The following is a 22,240-nucleotide window of genomic DNA, read 5'->3' on the forward strand; positions in this document are numbered from 1 at the left end:
GGATTGTAAATAGGTGATGAAAGGGAAACGAGATGAAAAGCAAGCCTGAACAAAAACGCCGTGGGGCGATGAACTTCACCATGTATATGGTAATAGGGCTTGGATTAACGGTTCTCATGTCGGCGGCATCCATTATGTTTGGTGCTGCTGATATGAGGTTAGCAACGGTATGGGAGGCTATTTTCCGATTTGATCCAATGCTCACTGAACATCAAATTATTCAAACCATGCGTCTCCCGCGTACCGTAGCTGATCTGATCGTTGGGTGCAGCCTTGCGGTATGTGGCGCTATCATGCAGGGGACAACGCGTAATCCGCTGGCCGACTCCGGGCTGATGGGGATTAGCTCTGGCGCAGCATTTGCAATTGCACTATGCCTGGCCTTTCTGCCGGGTTATTCGTATTGGCAGATGATGTTGTTCGCTTGTCTGGGAGCAGCGATCGCCACCGGTATGACTTACTTTACCGCGTCACTGGGCAATCGCGGAATGACGCCTCAGCGGCTTGTACTGGCAGGTCTGTCTATTTCAATGTTGTTTGGCGCACTCAGTCAGTACTTGGCAATCAATTATGATTTGGGACGAGCATTGACATTCTGGACGGCGGGTAGCACAGCGGGGGTCAAATGGGGAGAATTGCTGATTATCTCACCGCTCTTTGTTGGGGGTATACTGCTGGCACTGGCGCTGTCCCCTTCCGTTACATTGCTCAGTTTGGGAGATGATGTGGCAAGTGGACTCGGCATTCGTAGCGGACTGGTCAAGATTTTGTCGACAATTATTGTACTTGTGCTGACTGGATTGGCTGTTGTTGTCGTTGGCCCTGTTGGTTTTGTGGGTCTGATCACCCCGCATATTGTGCGATATATGGTAGGTGTCGACTATCGATACATTATTCCGGCAGCGGCTTTATATGGTGCGTTGCTGACCGTATCGGCTGATTTGGCTGGACGTTTGATCAATAAACCGTTCGAAACGCCGATTGCCATTATATTTTCTATCATTGGTGTGCCGTATTTTCTCTTCTTGGCTCGAAGACAAAGGAGGGAATATGAATGATCAAGCGGCGTCATACGATGAAACGAGGCATTATCATCAATGTAGTGCTTATGGTGCTCATCCTTGTGTTTGCGATCATTAGCATGAATTCTGGCAAAATGAATCTTTCACCGCTAGAAGTGCTGAACGTTCTCATAGGAAACGGTACCGATAAGCAAAATCTGATTGTGTTTGATTTTCGTTTGCCACGAATTGTACTTTCGATTTTGGTAGGTCTGGGAATGGGAGCGGCGGGGGTCGTGATGCAGAGTTTGCTGCGTAATGACATGGCTAGTCCGGGAACACTGGGAATTAGTTCGGGATCGGGTTTGTTTGTCCTGTTCTTCGTTGTATTCATTGCATCCACAGGCAAGAGTTCCTTTATTGCTCTGCCTCTGTTGGCTTTTGTTGGCGGACTATTGGCAGCGGGTTTGATCTTCTTATTATCGTATCGCCGCGGACGAGACATCTCGCCAATCGGTTTGATCTTGACCGGGGTCGCGTTAGGAAGCGGGTACGGGGCGCTGACGACCTTCTTGACACTCAAGCTGGATGATTCGCAGATGAACTTCATGCTGTATTGGCTGGCGGGGAGCCTATGGGGCGATGATTGGGGTTATATTTCCATACTGACACCATGGGTCTTGATCTTACTCGGCTATATTTTTTACAAGGCTCGCATACTGAATGCCCTCCATTTGGGCAATCAGACAGCACAGGGGCTTGGTGTTTCCGTGAAGCGACAGTTCTTGGGGTTGTCAATCGCTGCTGTTGCTTTATCCTCTGGCAGTGTAGCTGTGGGAGGCAGCTTCTTTTTCGTTGGATTGATCGCTCCACATATGGCCAGAAAACTGGTCGGTCCCGATCACAAATTGCTCATTCCGGCTGCCAGCTTGGCTGGGGGACTAGTCGTGGTGTTGGCTGACACGATTACGCGCACGGTTAGCCTCGTAGGAGATGTGCCAACAGGAATCGTTATTACAGTCATTAGTGTTCCGTATTTTCTTTATTTACTAGCAAAAGCCAAATAACACAATCAATAATATAGTCGGAATTTTTTGTGGAAAACGGCTTGGCAGGACTGTGCGCTGCATTTTAAAGCAGAATGCACGATATCAAAAGTTCAAACATCGAAGTTACCCTGTATTACCGCTATGCTTTTTAAACAATAGCTATAGAAAAAGATGCCATTACGAGGATATCGTATTGGCATCTTTTGATTTTTTCTCATTTGATAGTTAATTTGATACTGGAGAATTATTCAAGATTTATATGGCAGGTTCATCCGACAGCTGAAAACGGGAAACGAAATACCAGATGAGCTCGCGACGTGAGGATACCTTGGTTTTGGCGAAAATGGATTTTAAATGATCCTGAACCGTGTAGACGGAAATATGCATCGCAGCAGCAATTTCCTTGGACGAATAGCTACGTAGAACATATCCGAGCAGTTCCCGCTCTCGACTGGATAATCCATGGCTTTCAGCGAGCAAGGGCAGTAAATCCTGTGGCATCGCCTGCTCCAAACGGATAGCAATCTGATCCGGCCCTGTAAGCTGTTGCATGAGACTAGCATGAAGTATGAGGTAACGCCCATCCGGAAGTTGGATGCAAACTTTGGAGGGTGATTCGGGAGCGATCTGAGTATCCACGGCCAGATCTGCCCGATTCTTGCGCTGCAGGTGGGAACTCACTGCACGTACCGGACGGGGCAGAACATCAGGCCCTACATGTTCCAGCATGCGCAATTGGGACAGCCAATATTGAGCGGAGGCGTTCAGGGATAAGAGCTGGAACGTGTCTGAGGTGATCAAAATTCCGGGTTCCTCGGGACTTTCACTCGTGATCTCATCGATCAGTGTCAAGCTCGTGGACCGCAGCATCGATGCAATAGAAGCGGTCCAGGACTGAATCATCCACCGCTCCTCCTCTGTAAAGACAGCACTTTCTGTCTTACGATATAGGGTCAAATATCCCCAGCAAGCGTCTCCACTAACCAATACAGCACGTAGTTCATCACTGAACCCCGCTGGCTGAAGAATGTTGATATATCGAGGGCTTTGTTCAAGCTGTAAGTTGGACGTATGAAGTGTAGCTGTATGCTCACCGCTGCGAATTAATTCAGCGTATTTATGTATATCTTCTTCCATGTATTCATTGATGAATAACCGATCATGAATGGCCTCAATGCCATCTTCTGTCACGGCTCCTGTGGAGAGAAGAGTCAGAGGATCAACGGTAGTGAAACAGTATGCATCGTAAGGTATAACCGTATGGATCTGCTTGAGAACAGCTTCCCGATAGGTATGTGAGGTCCAGGTTCCTTTTTCAAGAGAAGTGATAAGTCTGTGGTTCCGATCAATACGTGATGTCAACAAGATTACTCCTCTCTCTGTGCGCATATCCCAATGTTCTGGGATTGTAGGCTCGCCGTATCCTTCTATAATGAAATTAGACGAACAACGAGTCAAGTCTAACTTCAATTCAAGAGGAGTGCGGTGTCCATGAATCACAATCCATCACCGATGAGCTGGGAAACAGCAGATGTTCATCGTTACGAACAATCGATAGCCCTGAAAATTCCGGGTTATTCTCATATGCATGATCTAATGGAACGGCTGCTTTCAGCATCTTTCGCGAATAACAACGATATTCATATCCTTGTTGCCGGAGCGGGAGGGGGAAAAGAGATTGCTCTGCTCGGATCACGTCATGCCGGTTGGACATTTACTGGATTAGATCCATCACAGCCCATGCTGCAACTTGCTGAGAAACGAGTCGCGGAAGCAGGCATCGGTTCCAGAGTGAAGCTGCGACCTTTCACGGTTGAAGAATTGCCGGAGGATAATGTATATGATGGGGCGACAAGCATGCTCATGTTACATTTCCTTCAGGGGATGGAGGCCAAGAGAACGTTTCTGACCAGCCTCGCAGCGAGACTTAAACCGGGTGCACCACTGATCATTGCGGCTGTAAATGCCGATCTTCGTTCACCTGCACATCCAATCATGATGCAAGCTTGGAAGGATCACATGTTGAGTGTGGGCGTCCTTCCTGAAGAGTGGGAGCGCTTTGCTGCTTCCCTGGGCCGTGAATCCGATCCAATATCCTCTGAAGAGATGACTCAGCTACTGACCGAATGCGGTTTCTCACATATTACACGTTACTTCGGGGCGTTCTGGGTGGAGGGGTATTATGCAATTCGAAACTAACGTGAAGCCTATGAAAGATCAGATCTGGGTGGTTGGTGGTTATGGTCAAGTGGGGCAGATGATATGTACTCAACTGGGGAAATTGTTCCCGGGTAAAGTTTGGGCTGCGGGTACACGCATGAACCGTGCGGAAGAATTCAGCAGGTCTACAGGTGGTGCTGTGCTACCGCTTCAACTGGATGTAACACGACCTGTAGAGCCATCCATGTTAAGGCCTGTGAAGCTGGTCATCATGTGTGTGGATCAGAGCGATACCCGGTTTGTTGAAGCCTGCGCACAAGCCGGAACCGACTATATTGATATTTCTGCAAAATATGATTTTCTCGCTCAGGTTGAACAGCTGCACACCAAAATGCAACGTTCCAAATCGACCGCGATCCTTAGCGTTGGATTATCACCTGGAGTGACTAATTTGCTTGTGCGCGAAGCGACCATGCATATGGATCAGGTGGAGGAAGCAGACATTACCGTAATGCTGGGACTTGGAGAGAAGCACGGAAAAGCTGCCGTGGAGTGGACCGTTGATCAGATGAATGCCACTTACCAAGTGATGAAAAAGGGCAAACCTGCTGAGGTACAAAGTTTCGGAGATGGCAAACGTATTGATTTTGGAGCAAAACTAGGGCAGCGGAAGGCCTATCGGTTTAACTTTTCGGATCAGCATGTGGTTGCTCGGACGTTACGTATTCCAACCGTATCTACCAGGCTCTGTCTGGACTCCCGCTGGATCACAGGATCCATGGCAATCTCCAAACGTGCAGGGTTGTTTTCGTTACTGCGTATCCCGTCTATTCGGAATGGAACGGTTAAGGCATTTGGCCTTATTCCTGGGGGAGAGCCGATGTATGCGGTCAAGGTCGATGCCGTAGGATGGGAAAATGGTGAGCAAATCCGCGTCGAACAACTACTGGTCGGTGCAAAGGAAGCAGATGCAACAGCAGCGGTAGCTGCAGCCGTGGCAGAACGTGTGTATAAAACAGAGTTGCCACATGGTGTGTTTCATATTGAACAGTGTCTCTCTCTGCAAGACATTCAGGATGCACTTCATACGCCACTAAAGGTGATGACCAAGATCACCTAGTTTCATGTTCTTTTGCTGAGAACCTCCGATCTGCTATGATGGAACAATAATCATGGCATGAATGGAGGGAGATCATGAACTGCGTTGCTGTATTACCTTATTACAAAGTACAGAGAGAAGTGACGGGTCTCGCCCAAGAGATTGAGATGAATGCCCGCTCCATGATTCTGTATTCAGATAAAATCGTGACCAAATACCGCGAGTTCAACATCACGGAAGTGTTTGATATGTCATTTCGTCGTATGGGTGATGAAGGTGGATTTTTCTATTTGCACACAAGCACAGGAGTATATCCATATATGGTCGAGATCGACCCCAAACCTTTTATACAACATTTCAGAAAGATGACGATCCAAAAATTAAAATGACTTGACCTTGCCGTTACGTGAAGGCTTACCCTCGGATATGGAATGACCATAACCAATTCAGAGGAGCCGTGAATGTAATGAGTATACTGATTCAGCAAGCTACGATCCTAACGATGAAAGATGCCGATGCCCCCTTTACGGGGGATATTCGTGTTGAGGGTGATCGCATTACGCATATTGCTGAACACATTCTGCCTCAACCGCAAGATGAGATTATCGATGGACGCAATAAGGTTGCCATGCCAGGACTGATTAATGCCCACCAACATACACCGATGAGTCTGCTCCGGGGATTCTCGGATGATCTGAAGCTGATGGACTGGCTCGAACGCAAAATGCTGCCTGCTGAAGCACGGATGAACCCGGAAGACATCTATTGGGGTGCCAAGTTATCCATCGCCGAGATGATCCGTACGGGTACCACTGCGTTTGCGGATATGTACATTCATATGAATGAGATTGCAGAAGCGGTTAAGCAAACGGGGATGCGGGCATCGCTTACACGTGGGATGGTATTCATGGAGGATGATGGGGGGCGCAGATTGCAGGAGGCGATCGATCTTGTACAACGTTGGTCTGGAGCGGCCGATGGGCGGATTACAACCATGTATGGACCCCACTCACCCTACACTTGTCCCATGGAGCCGCTTCGTGAAGTCATTGCCATGGCTGTCACAGAGGATATCCCGCTACATATTCATCTGGCTGAGACGAAGGAAGAAGTTGTGAAGATTCGTGAGCGCTATGGCATGACACCGACAGAGTATCTGGAAGAGGCGGGGATGTTCGAACAGGCACATGTGTTGCTTGCACATGGTGTGCACCTCAATCGCAGGGACATCGGCAGATTGAAGGGCATGCGCGGCGGTGTAGCACACAATCCAGTCAGCAATCTGAAGCTGGGCTGTGGAATTGCTCCAATTACCGAGATGTTGGCTCAGGGAATTAACGTTGGAATCGGAACGGATGGATCGGGAAGTGCCACAACCGTGGATATGTTCGAGGAGATCAAAGCCGCAACCTGGCTGCAAAAGCTGGATTATGGCGACCCAACTCGCTTGCCAGCCAAGGACGTACTAAGCATGGCTACACGCGGAAGTGCTAGTCTACTTGGTCTACAGGATGAAGTGGGGATGCTTGAGGTGGGGTGCAAAGCTGATCTGATCCTGATCGATCTGGCGAAACCACATCTTCAACCGGTACATGAGGTAGAAGCGTTACTGGCTTACAGCGTAAATGGGGCGGACGTGGACACCACGATCGTGAATGGTCAGATCCTCATGAGAGGCAGAAAGCTGCTCACGATCGATGAGGATGAACTTTACCGTGAGGTGAAGGTTAGAGCCAAACGGATTGTTGAGGGAATTTAATTTTAGGTGAATATAATCCGAACTGGAAAATGATTTGTGTTCAAAACGCTATGGAGGCATACTCCATAGCGTTTTTTGTCGAATTACAACTGGAAATAGTTCCATGGTCCTGTTCAGAATCGGTTCAGAATGACTCGTTATACTGAGCATGTAGTTGTTCAAATTTGAAATGTATACGAGGAGGAACATGAATTGAAGGGGAAACAAAACAAAAAACAGCTTAAGCCGATATTGAAAAAAAGCATGTTGACTGCACTCGGATTGGGCATTGCATTGCCTATAGGTGGAACGCTCCCGCAGGCTAACGCAGGAGTCATTGGTCCAGAGATTAAGATTTCACAACCTGTTCTTAACGATGGCATTAACTGGTTAAGTTATTCATCGGCACAAGATAATCCTTCTTTTGTGCCCGAAGTGCCTATTGAGGTAACCACCAATAATATCATCAGAATCAATCTAAGTACACAATTTCGATCCGATGAGTATAGCCCGCCTACAGCCAGCTCAAGTGATAACAGCATCGCTGAGGCGTATGTAGAAACGAGACAGGATGAGAATATGACAACGCCTGTCAGTACATTGGTGGTTATTCCTCGCCAAAGCGGCAAAATCAACATCGAATTGAAAGCGAATTATATGATCTCTGGTGCACCAGAGACTGTTACGGATAACATTGAACTTTACATTAGTAAAAAAGGGGATGTAAATGCAGACGGAAAAGTGAATTCTTTGGATGCCGTAGACCTTTTCAATTATATTCGTAACATGATGACTCGCCGCAGCTTTTCTTATGTAGAGATGAACCGAATGGATGTAGATCGTAATACGGAACCCACTCTGGGGGACATGGATGCTTTGTTAATAGGATACAAAGGCAAAACACTTGGTGGAAAAAACAATGACTATGTGTTGACCTTTAAGCAAGTAGATGATGCGCCGTATGTACTAAATGGTGAATTGAAGAATGCCATGTTAATTGGAAATGAAATTGGCGTTAGTCATTATATAATGGATATTGATTACAATGATTACATTAATACTCCTTCTTACCAGTGGTACCGCGTAACAGAAGCTTCGAGAGAAGATATGGTGCCAATCGAGGGGGAAACAGGAGCAAAGTATACCGTTAAAGATGAGGACGAAGGTTATTATCTTGTGCTCGAAGTTATTACTCAGTCCACTTGGGACTCGAATACGGAGCCTAGAAAAGTATACATTGTTGGAAAAGAAAAAATACAACGCCTTGATTAATTCAATTTTTTATTTTAGATAACGAATAACAATACATTTTCTATCTTTACCATACGATCTATCAATTGATACAGACATGGAGGCTATCACATGTTTCAACCGAAAAAGAAACGTCCTAGAATCAGAAAAACAATGTCAGGTCTCATTGCACTGACGCTACTCTCGTCTATCGTATTCCCGAGTATAGCTGGGGCAGAGCCGGCAGAACCATCACAAGTACAATTTGCAAATGTGAGCGTACAGGCAGGGCAGACCGTTCATGTACCTGTTGCATTGAAGAAGTCCTATTTCGGGGTGAAAGCTTATAATATGCAGATTGATTATGATACGTCTGCACTGGAAATTGTTCGGATCACGCCTAAATCTGTCAACGTCATCAGCACATCCCCAAATGAAGATGGTGTAGCAGACTTCCAGTACCAAATTAATAATGGGGAAGGCTGGGTACGGATCATCTGGGTTGATTTTACTGGGGGTGACCACTCAATTGTAGATGAAACCCAATTATTTGATATGGAAATCAAAGCCAAAAGCAATGCGGCGCCTGGAACGAAACAGCTATCCGTAGATCAAACTGATTCAGAACATTGGCATTTTACAAATGTAGAACACAATAGTGGTGCTCAGTTGTCTGGTGGAACAATCACAATTACAGCAGCAAATTCAGGTGGCGACAATTCCGGTTCGACACCTACACCGAATCCTGGTAACTCTTCAGGTGGAGGAGGAGGAGGAAGTGTATCACCAACTTCACCAGTCGTTACCCCAGTTCCATCGACTCCAGCGGTAACTAAAGGCGTAGACATCTATGTGAACGGTCAGAAACAAGAACAATCTGCAACGGCCACCACATCAACGGTAAACAATCAGGTTACCACCACGGTTCATGTGGATAATGAAAAAGTCATCAATCAGATTGGAAGTGGACTAAAAACGCTTCTGCTGCCTATTACAGGTACTGGCAAGGGTGCGGTCGTTGGTGAACTGAACGGCAAGTTGGTCAAAACAATGGAAGGAAGTAATGCCGAAGTTGTCATTCAGACTGATAGCGGTACGTATACACTTCCAGCTAACCAGATTCAGGTGGATCAGATTCTGAACCAATTCGGAAGCACGGTTCCATTGGAAGATATCACAATCCAAATCGCTATTGTGCCTAGTGCCACATCTAAACAAACAGCAATTCAGGCTGCAGCGGATAAGCTGGAGAACACAACGGTGATCGCAGCTCCGATTGATTTTGAAGTAAAAGCGATCTGGAATGGACAGCAAGTTAATGTAGATCGTTTCAACTCTTATGTAGAGCGCTCCATTACTTTGCCAGAGGGTGTCGATGGTTCAAAGATCACGACAGGAGTTGTGCTTCAGCCAGATGGCAGCCTTCTGCATGTACCGACCAAGGTTATCAAAGGTAACGTGCAAGATTCTGCTATTATTAACAGCTTGACGAACAGCACTTACGCTCTGATCTATCATCCGGCAACATTCAGCGATGTATCAAGTCACTGGAGTCGGGATGACGTACAGGATCTGGCATCCCGTCTGATCGTACAAGGCACCGGTGAGAACGTGTTTGCGCCAGACCGGAGTATTACACGGGCAGAGTTTACGGCTGTTCTGTTAAGAGGTTTGGGGCTGCACTCCCCGCGCAGTACAGAAGCGGCATCGTTCACAGATGTGAAGACTGGTAGCTGGTATGAGGATGAGGTTCAGACGGCTGTGTCCTACGGCCTAATCTCAGGTTATGCTGACGACAGCTTCCGTCCGAATAGCGAAATTTCTCGTGCTGAAGCGCTGACTATTGTGTCACGTGCGATGAAACTGGTCGGTCTGGCACAGGCCGACGCGTCAGAGACAACAAGTCTGCTTAGCACATACAGCGATAGTGCTAAAGTACAGGCTTGGGCAGCAGAGCCAGTTGCATCGGCGATTAAACAAGAGCTGGTACAAGGTGGTGATGGTAAACTGATGTCAGATGCAGACATTAGTCGTGCACAGTCGGCGGCGATTGTGAAAAGGTTACTTGCAAAAGCGGGATTAATCTAAACTTTATAAGTTGAACTAAAGATTATTTACACTGACACTACGACGACAGAATAACCTTCCAATCGCTGTTATCCCCAGATTTTTTGAATCCCTTTTCCGAAGGTGAAAATCCGGGGATAAAGGCGAACGCTTCGCTTTTTCAGGTTTTTTCTGTCTTCTCCGTTATCGTGTAAATGATTAGTTTAACTTATATTATCAAATGCAATAACGAAATAAGACAACCCGAGTCCTTATATCTAAGGATTCGGTTTTTTTGTATATAGTTCTTTTGAACAACCTCTTGTAGGTGCGATGGTCCAGTTCATTATCAGTTCATACTGATTTGTTACGATATGAACATCAAATAGATAGATATCGTGCATGATCAGGAGAGGAAGAGATCCATATGAAAATACTAGAGGTTAAAAATGTGAAGAAATCATACACCTTATATGGAAAAGAAAGAGTTCCGGTACTCCACGGTTTGAACTTAAGTTTTGAGACAGGGGAATTTGTCTCCATCCTCGGCGAATCTGGCTGTGGTAAGTCGACACTGATGAATATTATTGGTGGTATGGACTCCGACTATGAAGGGGACGTCGTTGTTCGTGGCAAGAACTTAAGTGCTATGACAGAGAAGGAAATGGATGATTATCGGAAGAATAATATCGGCTTTGTCTTTCAAAATTTCAATCTGATCCCGCATCTGTCTGTCCTCGAAAATGTAACGATTGCGATGCAAATGACGGATACCAATGAGAAGGATCGCAATAAACGTGCCGTTGATATTTTGACAGAGGTCGGACTGAAGGATCATCTGAACAAACGTCCTAACCAGTTATCCGGGGGGCAGAAGCAACGGGTTTCCATCGCACGGGCATTATCCAACAATCCGGACATTATTCTTGCAGATGAACCGACGGGTGCTCTGGACAGGGAAAACGGAGATCAAATCCTCGCTTTGCTCGACAGTATAGCCAAAAAGGGAATGCTGGTGATCGCCGTAACTCACTCGCAGAAAGTCGCTGACTCCGGTACACGTATTGTGAAGGTTGAAGAGGGGCGCATTAGTGATGATATTCACCTGAAAGATCCTTCTACGGCTGTTTACGAGAGTGGTCAGGATTCTTCCCGGAGCCTGAGCTTGCTTGCTTCATTCAAGATGGCACTCAAAAATATGAAACTCAACGGCAAGCGTAATGTATTGGTAGCATTGGGTGGATCTATAGGTATATTAAGCGTACTCCTGATGCTCTCCTTGGGGAATGGAATAACGACGTATATGAATGACGAAATCAATTCAAGTATGGACCCTTTGCTCGTGGATATAACCAAGCCGAGTGAAGAAGCCAAGGATATGCAAGGCCCCGAGGCCTTGATGGCACCAGGTGAACCGTTCACCGAAGCTGATGTTGAGACGATTCGCAATTTTCCTAATGTGGATCATGTAGAGACGATCACGACCATTACAGGCAAATCCACGATGGTGAATGAAAAACAAAGTGTAGGACTCACACAGTTAACAACGTTAACGGATGCTTTTGATCCAGCATTGATGACAACTGGTGTTCTGCCGGTAGAAAATCAGATGCTGTTACCTCTCGATACAGCGAAACAATTAAGCGGAAATGATCAAGCTGAAACCATGATCGGCAAGTCCGTGTTTTTATATATCAATGAGATGGATAGTAATAATAAACCAGTGACTTTGGAGAAAGAAGTAACGATCTCAGGGATCTACGAAGCGGCAGATCCACGATCTCCAATGCAGCAATCCCCGGGATACATTTCATCAGAGACGTTGGAGCAAATGTATGCGGACGAAGGAATAACGATTGGACCAATTCAGGTTAACGCCTATGCAACCGATATGAAATATGTAAATGATATCAATGAAGCTGCTGTAAACGCTGGTTTCGCAGGCTCCCAAATGGCCAAGGTCATGGAGAATATCACCACATATGTAAGTATGGCTTCCATTGTACTTGCGGGTATTGCAGGTATTTCGTTGATCGTATCCGGTATTATGATACTGGTAGTACTCTATATTAGTGTCGTGGAACGGACAAAGGAGATCGGAATTCTCCGAGCGATTGGAGCAAGAAAGAAAGATATCAAGCGAATATTCTTCTCCGAATCTGCCTTATTAGGCGTATTTAGTGGTATTATTGCGGTAATCTTTGCAGTGATCATTAGTTATGTATTAAACATTCTTTTGGACAATGCGTTTGGAGCCAAACTCATTAATCTTTCGGGATATTATATCTTGTTTGGTATCGTGGTAAGTACAGCGATTAGTATTGTTGCCGGTTTGATGCCATCATCAAAAGCGGCGAAGCTGGACCCGATGGAATCCTTACGATACGAATAAATATCAATTTTGGAAAGGATAATGGCTACATGAACACAATTCTGGTGGTGGACGATGATTCCCATATCCGCAAATTAATCCGAATCTATCTTGAAAAGAATCAATTCTCCGTGCTGGAAGCACCAGACGGTCAAGAAGCGTTAGATATCCTCTCTCATACAAAAGTTGATCTGGCGATTGTGGATGTGATGATGCCGCGAATAGACGGCATTGAACTGACGGAAGATATTCGGTCTTATCTGGATATTCCCATCCTGATGGTGACTGCCAAGGGAGAATCCAAGGACAAAGTCAGAGGATTTAATGCAGGGTCAGACGATTACCTGGTTAAACCATTTGATCCTGTGGAGTTAATCTTACGTGTAAAATCGTTACTGAAACGATATAACAAAAGTTCATCAAACATGATTCTGATCAGCGGTGTAACGATTGATTTGGGCAACTTGATGGTCATTGCGGATGGACAAACTATCGAATTGAAAAAGAAGGAATGTGAATTGTTATTTTCTCTGGCGAGTTCGCCAGGGAAAATATTCACACGTACACAGCTTATAGATGACATATGGGGCATCGATTACGAAGGAGATGAGCGTACAGTTGATGTACATATCAAACGGTTAAGGGAACGTCTTGAACATGTTCCTGAGTTAGTGATCTCAACGATAAGAGGACTCGGTTATCGGCTGGAGCGGGCATGAAAATGTTTAGGAAAAGCCTGCGACTTCGCATCGTAGCTACGTTTATCGGGATTGTTCTGGTGAGTTTAATTCTCTCCTTTATGATAAATAACGGGTCCCAGGAAAAGACACCGAATCGTTTTATGGTTACCTTTGCTCAAGATCTCGCTACACTGATTAACCTGATTGATGATCCGGAAAAAGTACAATCAAGCTTAGGTATCTTTGCTCGCTACGGCTTAAATATCACTCCCGTGAATGAACAAAGTGAAGTGTTATCTTCCTTGCCAGAGGACAAAGTGCATTCGTTATTCGAGGCGGGTACAACGGATGCCATTTTTCTGTCCAGTAAAGATGGAATCGCGACCATAGGTGTTCCCGGAACAAACGAGGGGATCGGCACATTTCTGATTCAAAGTGATTTCTCATCTCTTTTTCATACACTGCGAAACACACTCTTAACCTCACTGTTAACGGTTCTGGTCATTGGCAGCTTATTAATCCTGTTCATGTCCGGGTATATTGTGAAACCGATTAAGAGATTAACGGTTGCGGCGAAGGAGATGTCCTCAGGTGACCTGTCGGTCCGCTTGAAACATAATAATCAGGATGAGTTTGGCGAACTGATGGAGAGCTTTAATCATATGGCCAGTGAGTTGCAAAAAATCGATTCGGTTCGTGATGACTTTGTCAGCAACGTCTCTCATGAAATGCAATCTCCGCTCACATCAATTAGAGGATTCACCAGAGCACTACAAGATGGTGTTATTCCATTAGAAGAGCAGAAAGAGCATTTGGATATTATATATGAAGAAACGCTGCGCTTATCGAGGCTCAGTGATAATCTGCTTCGGCTAGCCTCGCTGGATTCAGAGCATCATCCGGTTCATTTCACCACATTCCAGGTAGATGAACAATTAAGAAGGGCGATCTTACTGGCAGAGCCGCAGTGGGCTCAGAAGGACATACAGATCGAATTGGATTTGTTGCCCTGCGAGATCACAGTGGACAAAGATTTGTTTGATCAGGTCTGGCAAAATTTAATAAACAATGCGATCAAATACACCGGTCCACAAGGTGCCATTCATGTTGAAATTGAGACGTCATCTTCATTTGTGAAGGTATTGATTAGAGATTCTGGACAAGGAATACCTGAGGAAGCTCTCCCGTATATCTTTGATCGATTCTACATGGTGGACAAAGCGCGAAGCAGCTCGCTTCGAGGGAATGGATTGGGTTTGTCCATTGTCATTAAAATTTTGAAATTGCATCAATGTACAATTGATGTAGAGAGCGAAGTAGGAAAAGGTACACAGTTTATTGTCACGATCCCCAGATCGACCATTACACCTACATCTTAAGGAAGCCAGAAAATAGAGAGTAGCAATATGGTAACAATCGGTTCCTGTGCGTTCAGGATTCAGATTGCTGCCAGATTGCTTTTTTTTGATATCTGTATTTGCGACAAAATTTCACATATAGTTTTGTTTAGCAGTGGATCATTTGATAAAATAGAAGAGACGTTATGTGAATCTATGAACTTAATTAATTTAATCATACAGAGAATGGAGCCATCCAATGAAATATCGCAACATGGAAGATTGTATTAACGATCTGGAGCAGCATGGTCATTTGATTCGGGTCAAAGAAGAGGTTGATCCTCATCTGGAGATGGCAGCGATCCACATGAAAGTGCACGAGGCTAAAGGCCCGGCGTTGTTATTTGAAAATGTAAAAGGTTCAAAGTTCCAGGCCGTATCCAATCTGTTCGGCACGGTGGAACGAAGCAAGTTCATGTTCCGCGGTACGCTGGAAGGCGTACAACGGGTCATGGCAGTTCGTGACGATCCCATGAAGGCGCTTAAGACGCCATTTCAGCATGTCCAAACAGGTCTTGCTGCGTGGCAGGCGCTGCCAAAACAGAAATCTATAAGCCTGCCGGTGTCCGCGCAAGAGATTCAAATCTCGGATCTGCCGCTCATCAAACATTGGCCTATGGACGGTGGGGCATTTGTGACGCTACCACAGGTTTATTCGGAAGATCCGGACAAACCAGGAATCATGAATTCAAACTTGGGGATGTACCGGGTTCAACTGGATGGCAATGATTTTGAAATGAACAAGGAAATTGGATTACACTATCAGATTCATCGCGGAATTGGTATACATCAAGCCAAAGCTGTGAAAAAGGGAGAACCACTGAAAGTTAGTATTTTCATTGGGGGTCCACCTGCACATACACTTTCAGCAGTTATGCCTTTGCCTGAAGGACTTAGTGAGATGACATTTGCCGGTTTGCTCGCTGGACGTCGCTTCCGGTACAGTTACAAGGACGGATATTGCATCAGTAATGATGCTGATTTTGTCATCACGGGTGATATCTACCCAGGTGAGACAAAACCCGAAGGGCCGTTCGGTGATCATCTGGGTTATTACAGTCTGACACATGAATTCCCGCTAATGCGTGTGCATAAAGTCTATGCCAAACCTAATGCCATCTGGCCGTTTACCGTTGTTGGTCGTCCACCGCAAGAGGATACGGCGTTTGGTGATTTGATTCATGAGATTACTGGAGACGCGATCAAACAGGAGATTCCAGGTGTCAAAGAAGTGCATGCGGTCGATGCGGCAGGGGTCCATCCATTGCTGTTTGCCATCGGCAGTGAACGTTACACGCCGTATCAGGCGGTGAAGCAGCCGACAGAGTTGCTTACGATTGCCAATCGTATTTTGGGTACGGGTCAGCTTAGTCTTGCGAAGTACCTGTTTATTACTGCTGAGGATCAGCAACCTCTGGATACCCACAAGGAAGTTGAATTCCTGACCTATATCTTGGAGCGTATGGATATGCAGCGGGATATTCATTTCCATACCCATACAACGATTGATACACTCGATTATTCGGGTACAGGACTGAACAGCGGAAGCAAAGTTGTTTTTGCAGCCTATGGCGACAAGGTTCGAGAGTTGTGCACGGAAGTGCCAGAGTCTTTGAAAAACATTCGTGGTTATGAGAATCCACAGCTCATCATGCCGGGTATCGTTTCGATCCAGACATCGGCCTTTACGAGTTATGCGGATACAGCACAGGAGATGCAAGCATTCACTTCTCTATTGAAAGAACAGGGAGGTCTGGACTCGTGTCCGATGATCATTTTATGTGACGACAGTTCGTTCCTGAGTGCTAACCTCGGCAACTTCTTATGGGCAACCTTTACTCGCAGCAACCCTTCACATGACATGTACGGGGTTAATAGCGGATATGACCACAAGCATTGGGGCTGTGATCAGGTGATTATTGATGCACGTACCAAACCCCATCAGGCACCGCCGCTGATTCCCGATGCTTCGGTCGAGAAGAGCATTGAACGATTTTTTGTTAAAGGTGCTAGCCTGGGTTCGATCAAAATCTAATTTGAGAAGTCTTGGAGAAGTTCAAACGGAGCGTTTGAACTTCTTTGGCTTACTCTGATACGGCAATGAGGCACAAAAGTGTGTAAAAGTTTAAAACCGGGACTAATTTGGATGTTGGAGTGAGGATAAAGTCTTAGGCGTTCGTATTTACCATTGTGATTAAGGTCGTTTGAACTATGTATGAAATGAAGAATTATAACGATATAAAGAAGTATAGGTATTTTTGTGGCCCCGTTCCGTTGGGTGCTGTTACTATAATGAATTGTTCAGGGGGAATACCGATTTGAGAATCCATATTATGAACCTGCAAGACGGAGACCGTCTAACTGCGGATACATTCAGCGATGCAGGATTACACGTTCTCGGGAAGGGAACTGTGATCAAAGGTGAGGATATCACCTTGCTTATGCAGCACCGTGTAGATTATGTAGATATTGAATCACGCGAAGAGGAAATCACTGAAGCAGAATTTTTTGCAGCAGCCGCAAAGCATGCTTCGGGGATAACTACGAAGGAAGAACCGCCTGAAGAAGAGCTGAAGTCCCAATTTATTCAGACTGTACATAATTATCAAAATGCTTTTCTCGAAGCTCTGACCGTTGGCAAGTTCAACGCCACCATGGTGGATGATGCACTGCAACCGATGGTTGAAGGACTGGATGAGCAGAAAGATGTCGTTCATCTCCTGATGATGCTGGAGCGGGATGACGTCAATAACTATACACATTCAATCCAGGTAGGATTGTTGTCATTCTACCTCGCGAATTGGCTTGGATATTCTCAGAAGGAGAGTTATCAGATTAGTCGCGGTGGTTATCTGCATGACATTGGAAAGTGCAAAGTTTCCCACCGGATTCGGAACAAAACAGAACCGTTGACGGCTGATGAGCAGCTTGAAATGCGGCGTCACACTATATATGGCCATGAAATTATCAAAAATTCGATGACGGATGAAGCGACAGCACTGGTTGCTCTGCAACATCACGAACGGGAAGATGGGTCGGGTTATCCGATGCAACTTGAGAAAAGTGAAATTCATCCATATACACAGATTGTATCTGTAGCGGATATCTATATAGGCATGAGATCCGGGAACCACGGAGGAAGCAATCCAAACCTGATCAACAACCTTAGAGATATCTATGGAATGGGATTTGGTAAATTGAATGAAAAACCGGTTCAGGCATTGATGCAACATTTGCTTCCTAATTTCATCGGGAAACAGGTACTGCTCAGCAATGGAGAAAAAGGTGTTATTGTCATGAACAATACGTCCGATATTTTCAAACCACTCATCAAAGTGGAGTCTGAAGAATATCGCGATCTCTCCAAAGAGCGTACGCTTGCCATTAATGAATTGCTTATCTAATCTAAATATGATCTGTATTCCTTACTTATATTGAGAACGGGCCTCCTGTACGAAGACAGGGGACCCGTTTTTTTGTTATATCATCCTAGATGTGTTGTTCGACCAAGGAAGCAAGCGTATACTTTGCAAAGACCTTATTTTTCCTGCCAAGGAGCGATCGCCATGATTGAAGTGACAACCGAGATTAGGATACATGCCTCGATTGAACGATGCTTTGACTATGCCCGGGATATTGATGTACATACTCAGACCGTCTGGCAACATACAAGAGAGCGAGCAGTTGCAGGAGTAACCACAGGAAGAATTGGAGCAGGGGATACCGTTACATTTCAGGCTACTCATTTTGGGGTCAGACAGAAGTTGAAGTCCCGAATTGTGCAGTTTGAACGACCTTTCCTCTTTGTGGATCAGATGGAGAAAGGGGCTTTCAAGAGCATGCGACATGAACATCATTTCAGCGTAATTGGGGATCAGATGACTTGCATGAGAGACACACTTCGATTCGAAGCTCCACTTGGATTGCTGGGATGGGCAACCGAACGACTTGTGCTGAAGAGATACATGCAGGCATTTCTAGAGGATCGTAATCGTAAGCTCAAAGATATGCTTGAGCAGTAGCCAGAATTAAATGGATAGAGGAGAGAAGACATTTGATGGATAATGAATATTTTGTGGGTTGGGGCACACTTGCCTTGATTAATGCCGGACTGGCTCAGGGAAAAAACAGAAGTGGTCGGAACTGGTTTCTGATTTCCCTGTTATTTGGTCCGTTGGCAACTCTCTTTATTGTGGTGTGGAATAAACTGGACTAATTCAACGATCGAGATTCCGATGCATATAACGATCGATCATCCAGAACACAAGGGCTGCTGCACTAACAGCAGCACCTAACCAGCAAACGGCTGTCCAGCCCGCCCATGCATACACTTGGGTAGAAACGATGGAGCCGATTGCACTGCCGATGGAATAAAAGATCATATAAGCTGCCGTCAGGCGGCTCTGTGCTTCGGCGCGAACTTCGTAGATCAGGCTCTGGTTGGTAACATGTACGGCCTGCACGGTGAGATCGAGCAGGATAACACCCAGGATCAGAAACCAGAGAGAATGATGGACATAACCGATGGGTAGCCAGGACAAGAGCAGAATGACAAGAGCGACACCGGTTGTTTTCTGCCCAAGGCCCCGGTCGGCAAGTTTACCAGCACGGGCAGCAGCCAATGCTCCCGCCGCTCCTGCGAGACCGAATGCACCTATGACTGTATGAGACAGGGACAGTGGAGGGCTACTTAGTGGCAGTACCATAGAAGTCCATAAGATGCTGAAGGCTGTAAAAATCAGCATGGCCAGCACACCTCGTACTCGTAACACACGCAACTCACGGTACAGTTGCAAGACGGAACCGAGTAATTGGAAGTAGCTTTGTTTTACTTGTGGGGATTGTTGCCTTGGGAGAACAAAAAATAAGGCGACAATTCCGAGTAATGTAAGGCTGGCGGAGAAGAGATATACCGATCTCCACCCGAACCAATCGTTCAGCGTACCTGCAACCGTTCGTGCAAGTAAAATGCCAATGACGATTCCGCTGGTTACCTGACCGACAATGCGACCACGTTCGGAAGGAGCTGCCAAGTGTGCAGCAAAGGCAACGAGCGTTTGCGTAATGACCGCGAGTAGACCGACGACAGCCATGCCCGTGAATAAGAGGGAGCTGGACTGTGAGGTGCCTACCAGAATTAGTGCAAGTACAGAGAAGAGCATTTGAATGATAATCAGCTTGCGACGATTTAAGAGGTCACCAAGCGGAACAAGAAGGAACAGCCCCAAGGCATAACATATTTGAGTCACTGTGATGACGATCCCTATGGATGATGGAGAGAGGCTGAATTCTTGAGCGATGGAGTCCAGTAAAGGCTGAGCATAATAGATATTGGCGACCGCAAGTCCGCTGCACACGGCAAAAAGAAGAGCAACTAACCGTGACATGGCAGGACGATCCTTATTGGATAATTGTGCATCTGGAGAAGAAGTTTGCATAAATGGATGTCACCTTTCTATTCTGTACTGATCAGTATGTTATGTTTCGGAATAACCATACTTTATTTGCGTGAATTCTGTCAATAGAGAATTGGGTGAGGGTATGCGATCGCTTCTATTCCAGACTTTTCGATTCATTTATAGCTAAAAACTCCTTTCCGGTTATTAGGTTTTGACTTTGTAATAAGAGTGAGGTTAAAATATATAAACATACTGATCGATACATAAAGAGGTGAATTGTATGGTTAGACAACGGGAATTTGATACGGATAAAGCACTTGATGCAGCGATGCATACGTTTTGGGACAAAGGGTTCGAAGCGGCATCTTTAAATGACTTGACGACCGCAATGGGCATACAACGTCCCAGTCTGTACGCGGCTTTTGGCGATAAAAAGGAATTATTCGAAACAGCACTTCGCAGGTATACCACTCAGCACGCGGCTCAAGTCAGAGCCAGACTTCAACAGGGCTCCTCCGTGCGGGAAGCCTTTCGTGGATTGTTTGAACATATTGGAGCAGAGGGGATTGTGACCGAGCCTAGTCACGGCTGTTTTTGCATTAATACGATGGTTGAGCTGGCTCCACATGATCCCAAATTCGCTGTCCTTACACGGGAGCATCAGATGTACCTGGGTGTTCTTTTCAAAGAAACGATAGAACGAGGGCAACAGAGCGGGGAGTTGTCTACTGACATGAACGCGAGTGCGGTCGCACAGTCTCTGGTTGTATCCATGATTGGACTGACTGTTCTGATGAAATCAGGACCAGACCGCTTATTTGTAGAGCAGAGCATCCAAGTTACGCTGTCTTTGTTACATTAATAGGGAATTATTCTGTTTAAAGTGATGCGGAGTTGCTACAATATATACAAGAATTGAGCAGATATAGGAGGAGATCAGAAATGAATACGAAGTTGCGTTGTGCCGTTTTGGATGATTATCAGAACGTTGCGCTGACGTCGGCGGACTGGGGGCCGTTGATGGATCAGGTGGAGATTCAGACATTCAACAACTATATGGGCTCGGAAGAAAAAGTCATTCAGGAATTGCAGGATTTTGATATTGTGGTCCTGATGCGGGAGCGTACACCGTTTCCAGAGAAGGTCATTTCGCAGCTCCCTAAGCTAAAACTTCTGATTACAAGTGGTATGCGCAACGCGTCGATAGATCTCAAGGCTGCTGAGAAGAACGGCATCATTGTGTGTGGAACTGAGGGAAGCTCTAATCCGCCGACGGAGCTTACATGGGCACTGATTCTGGGGCTGTCCAGACAACTGGTTACGGAAAATAATGCACTTCGCTCCAATCGAAACTGGCAGAGCACGGTCGGGTTGGATTTGCATGGGAGGACACTTGGATTGCTTGGTTTGGGCAAAATAGGCACTCGCATGGCTGAGATCGCACAAGCATTTGGTATGAATGTGATGGCCTGGAGCGAGAATCTGACACAAGAAAAAGCCGGAAAACATGGTGTGATCTGGTCCGAGACCAAGGAGCAATTGCTTGCACAGAGCGACATCGTATCCATTCATCTAGTATTGAGTGATCGTACGCGGAATCTGATCGGACAAGCCGAGTTTCAACTAATGAAATCGAGTGCGCTACTCATCAATACGTCGCGAGCGGGCATCGTCGATCAGGAAGCTATGGTGGAGGCATTGCAGCGTGGTGTGATTGCTGGTGCAGGTCTGGATGTATATGAGCAGGAACCGCTCCCCGTTAACCATGTGATGCGAACATTGCCCAACGTTCTGGCCACACCGCATCTGGGTTATGTGACTCGTGGCAATTATGAGATCTATTATAATCATACCGTAGAGAATATAGCGATGTTCCTGAAGGGAACACCGATCAGACAACTGCTTTCTTAGAATGAACGTATGCGGAGTATGACTCTGCTATAGTTATATAGAATCAACGACAAATAAGGTGCTGCCAGGAAAGAGTTAGACCTGAGCAACACCTTTTTAGTATATCTGTGTAACAGAACAAATGAAGGGATAGCCGTAAAATATATTCTATCCTAATGC

At 45.8% G+C, this 22,240-nt stretch carries 19 protein-coding genes; 17 read left to right on the forward strand and 2 right to left on the reverse strand.

The genetic code is table 11. The annotated features are described in order from the left end of the window. Positions 1–32: 32 nt before the first annotated feature. Positions 33–1,058: a FecCD family ABC transporter permease gene (locus PAEAM_RS21315; RefSeq protein ID WP_051447083.1), complete on the forward strand. Its 1,026-nt coding sequence runs from the start codon at positions 33–35 to the stop codon at positions 1,056–1,058. Then, positions 1,055–2,068, forward strand: coding sequence for a FecCD family ABC transporter permease (locus tag PAEAM_RS21320; RefSeq protein WP_100528877.1), 1,014 nt, complete (start codon positions 1,055–1,057; stop codon positions 2,066–2,068). The genes PAEAM_RS21315 and PAEAM_RS21320 overlap by 4 nt, the downstream gene beginning before the upstream one ends. A 237-nt stretch (positions 2,069–2,305) precedes the next feature. Here the strand turns inward: PAEAM_RS21320 and PAEAM_RS21325 are convergent, their stop codons facing one another. After that, on the reverse strand, positions 2,306–3,412 hold the full coding sequence (locus tag PAEAM_RS21325) for a helix-turn-helix transcriptional regulator (protein WP_243391425.1): 1,107 nt from the start codon (positions 3,410–3,412) through the stop codon (positions 2,306–2,308). A 129-nt stretch (positions 3,413–3,541) separates the two neighbouring features. On the opposite strand from PAEAM_RS21325, the gene PAEAM_RS21330 reads away from it, so the two are divergent. From PAEAM_RS21330 to PAEAM_RS31915, 13 genes are all read left to right on the forward strand, one after another. Beyond that, positions 3,542–4,249 carry a class I SAM-dependent methyltransferase gene (locus PAEAM_RS21330; protein ID WP_100528879.1) on the forward strand — a complete coding sequence of 236 codons (708 nt, stop codon included), beginning with the start codon at positions 3,542–3,544 and terminating at the stop codon, positions 4,247–4,249. Then, entirely contained in the window at positions 4,233–5,330 is a 1,098-nt protein-coding gene (locus PAEAM_RS21335) for a saccharopine dehydrogenase family protein (protein ID WP_100528880.1), read from the forward strand. The genes PAEAM_RS21330 and PAEAM_RS21335 overlap by 17 nt, the downstream gene beginning before the upstream one ends. Before the next feature lie 74 nt (positions 5,331–5,404). Continuing rightward, positions 5,405–5,698: a hypothetical protein gene (locus PAEAM_RS21340; RefSeq protein WP_036608638.1), complete on the forward strand. Its 294-nt coding sequence runs from the start codon at positions 5,405–5,407 to the stop codon at positions 5,696–5,698. Between the two features lie 77 nt (positions 5,699–5,775). Beyond that, positions 5,776–7,068 (forward strand): amidohydrolase, encoded by a 1,293-nt coding sequence (locus tag PAEAM_RS21345; RefSeq protein ID WP_100528881.1) that lies wholly within the window; start codon positions 5,776–5,778, stop codon positions 7,066–7,068. Positions 7,069–7,260: 192 nt separating this feature from the next. Next, positions 7,261–8,319, forward strand: a complete 1,059-nt coding sequence (locus PAEAM_RS21350; RefSeq protein WP_100528882.1) for a dockerin type I domain-containing protein — start codon at positions 7,261–7,263, stop codon at positions 8,317–8,319. Between the two features lie 90 nt (positions 8,320–8,409). Further along, positions 8,410–10,365 carry an S-layer homology domain-containing protein gene (locus tag PAEAM_RS21355; protein WP_100528883.1) on the forward strand — a complete coding sequence of 652 codons (1,956 nt, stop codon included), beginning with the start codon at positions 8,410–8,412 and terminating at the stop codon, positions 10,363–10,365. Between the two features lie 385 nt (positions 10,366–10,750). Next, positions 10,751–12,715 (forward strand): ABC transporter ATP-binding protein/permease, encoded by a 1,965-nt coding sequence (locus PAEAM_RS21360; RefSeq protein ID WP_100528884.1) that lies wholly within the window; start codon positions 10,751–10,753, stop codon positions 12,713–12,715. A gap of 29 nt (positions 12,716–12,744) precedes the next feature. After that, positions 12,745–13,413, forward strand: a complete 669-nt coding sequence (locus tag PAEAM_RS21365) for a response regulator transcription factor (RefSeq protein WP_100528885.1) — start codon at positions 12,745–12,747, stop codon at positions 13,411–13,413. Between the two features lie 2 nt (positions 13,414–13,415). Next, entirely contained in the window at positions 13,416–14,753 is a 1,338-nt protein-coding gene (locus PAEAM_RS21370; protein WP_165790007.1) for a sensor histidine kinase, read from the forward strand. Between the two features lie 217 nt (positions 14,754–14,970). Next, positions 14,971–16,806 (forward strand): UbiD family decarboxylase, encoded by a 1,836-nt coding sequence (locus PAEAM_RS21375; protein ID WP_100528887.1) that lies wholly within the window; start codon positions 14,971–14,973, stop codon positions 16,804–16,806. A 283-nt stretch (positions 16,807–17,089) separates the two neighbouring features. Then, the gene (locus PAEAM_RS21380) at positions 17,090–18,175 is read left to right on the forward strand and encodes an HD-GYP domain-containing protein (RefSeq protein ID WP_100528888.1); all 1,086 of its coding nucleotides are present in this window, start codon (positions 17,090–17,092) and stop codon (positions 18,173–18,175) included. A 162-nt stretch (positions 18,176–18,337) separates the two neighbouring features. Further along, positions 18,338–18,793, forward strand: a complete 456-nt coding sequence (locus tag PAEAM_RS21385) for an SRPBCC family protein (protein ID WP_100528889.1) — start codon at positions 18,338–18,340, stop codon at positions 18,791–18,793. 32 nt (positions 18,794–18,825) lie between these two features. Continuing rightward, a complete protein-coding gene (locus PAEAM_RS31915; RefSeq protein WP_155985038.1) occupies positions 18,826–18,987 on the forward strand; it encodes a hypothetical protein in 162 nt (53 codons plus the stop codon). A 1-nt stretch (position 18,988) separates the two neighbouring features. On the opposite strand, the gene PAEAM_RS21390 is transcribed toward PAEAM_RS31915, so the two are convergent. Further along, a complete protein-coding gene (locus PAEAM_RS21390) occupies positions 18,989–20,209 on the reverse strand; it encodes an MFS transporter (protein WP_100528890.1) in 1,221 nt (406 codons plus the stop codon). A gap of 241 nt (positions 20,210–20,450) precedes the next feature. Here PAEAM_RS21390 and PAEAM_RS21395 point away from each other — a divergent pair, with 241 nt between their 5' ends. Then, the gene (locus PAEAM_RS21395; RefSeq protein WP_100528891.1) at positions 20,451–21,032 is read left to right on the forward strand and encodes a TetR/AcrR family transcriptional regulator; all 582 of its coding nucleotides are present in this window, start codon (positions 20,451–20,453) and stop codon (positions 21,030–21,032) included. An 80-nt stretch (positions 21,033–21,112) separates the two neighbouring features. Continuing rightward, on the forward strand, positions 21,113–22,081 hold the full coding sequence (locus PAEAM_RS21400; RefSeq protein WP_100528892.1) for a D-2-hydroxyacid dehydrogenase family protein: 969 nt from the start codon (positions 21,113–21,115) through the stop codon (positions 22,079–22,081). The last annotated feature ends 159 nt before the right edge of the window (positions 22,082–22,240 follow it).

This window comes from Paenibacillus sp. GM1FR (genome assembly GCF_002803315.1).
In the GTDB taxonomy this organism is placed as follows: Bacteria; Bacillota; Bacilli; order Paenibacillales; family Paenibacillaceae; genus Paenibacillus; species Paenibacillus amylolyticus.

What these genes read in the sequence shown, in the direction of transcription:
- PAEAM_RS21315 (WP_051447083.1), top strand. Translation starts at nt 33, where the DNA reads ATGAAAAGCAAGCCTGAACAAAAACGCCGTGGGGCGATGAACTTCACC.
- PAEAM_RS21320 (WP_100528877.1), top strand. Translation starts at nt 1,055, where the DNA reads ATGATCAAGCGGCGTCATACGATGAAACGAGGCATTATCATCAATGTA.
- PAEAM_RS21330 (WP_100528879.1), top strand. Translation starts at nt 3,542, where the DNA reads ATGAATCACAATCCATCACCGATGAGCTGGGAAACAGCAGATGTTCAT.
- PAEAM_RS21335 (WP_100528880.1), top strand. Translation starts at nt 4,233, where the DNA reads ATGCAATTCGAAACTAACGTGAAGCCTATGAAAGATCAGATCTGGGTG.
- PAEAM_RS21340 (WP_036608638.1), top strand. Translation starts at nt 5,405, where the DNA reads ATGAACTGCGTTGCTGTATTACCTTATTACAAAGTACAGAGAGAAGTG.
- PAEAM_RS21345 (WP_100528881.1), top strand. Translation starts at nt 5,776, where the DNA reads ATGAGTATACTGATTCAGCAAGCTACGATCCTAACGATGAAAGATGCC.
- PAEAM_RS21355 (WP_100528883.1), top strand. Translation starts at nt 8,410, where the DNA reads ATGTTTCAACCGAAAAAGAAACGTCCTAGAATCAGAAAAACAATGTCA.
- PAEAM_RS21360 (WP_100528884.1), top strand. Translation starts at nt 10,751, where the DNA reads ATGAAAATACTAGAGGTTAAAAATGTGAAGAAATCATACACCTTATAT.
- PAEAM_RS21365 (WP_100528885.1), top strand. Translation starts at nt 12,745, where the DNA reads ATGAACACAATTCTGGTGGTGGACGATGATTCCCATATCCGCAAATTA.
- PAEAM_RS21370 (WP_165790007.1), top strand. Translation starts at nt 13,416, where the DNA reads ATGTTTAGGAAAAGCCTGCGACTTCGCATCGTAGCTACGTTTATCGGG.
- PAEAM_RS21375 (WP_100528887.1), top strand. Translation starts at nt 14,971, where the DNA reads ATGAAATATCGCAACATGGAAGATTGTATTAACGATCTGGAGCAGCAT.
- PAEAM_RS21385 (WP_100528889.1), top strand. Translation starts at nt 18,338, where the DNA reads ATGATTGAAGTGACAACCGAGATTAGGATACATGCCTCGATTGAACGA.
- PAEAM_RS21390 (WP_100528890.1), bottom strand. Translation starts at nt 20,209, where the DNA reads ATGCAAACTTCTTCTCCAGATGCACAATTATCCAATAAGGATCGTCCT.
- PAEAM_RS21395 (WP_100528891.1), top strand. Translation starts at nt 20,451, where the DNA reads ATGGTTAGACAACGGGAATTTGATACGGATAAAGCACTTGATGCAGCG.
- PAEAM_RS21400 (WP_100528892.1), top strand. Translation starts at nt 21,113, where the DNA reads ATGAATACGAAGTTGCGTTGTGCCGTTTTGGATGATTATCAGAACGTT.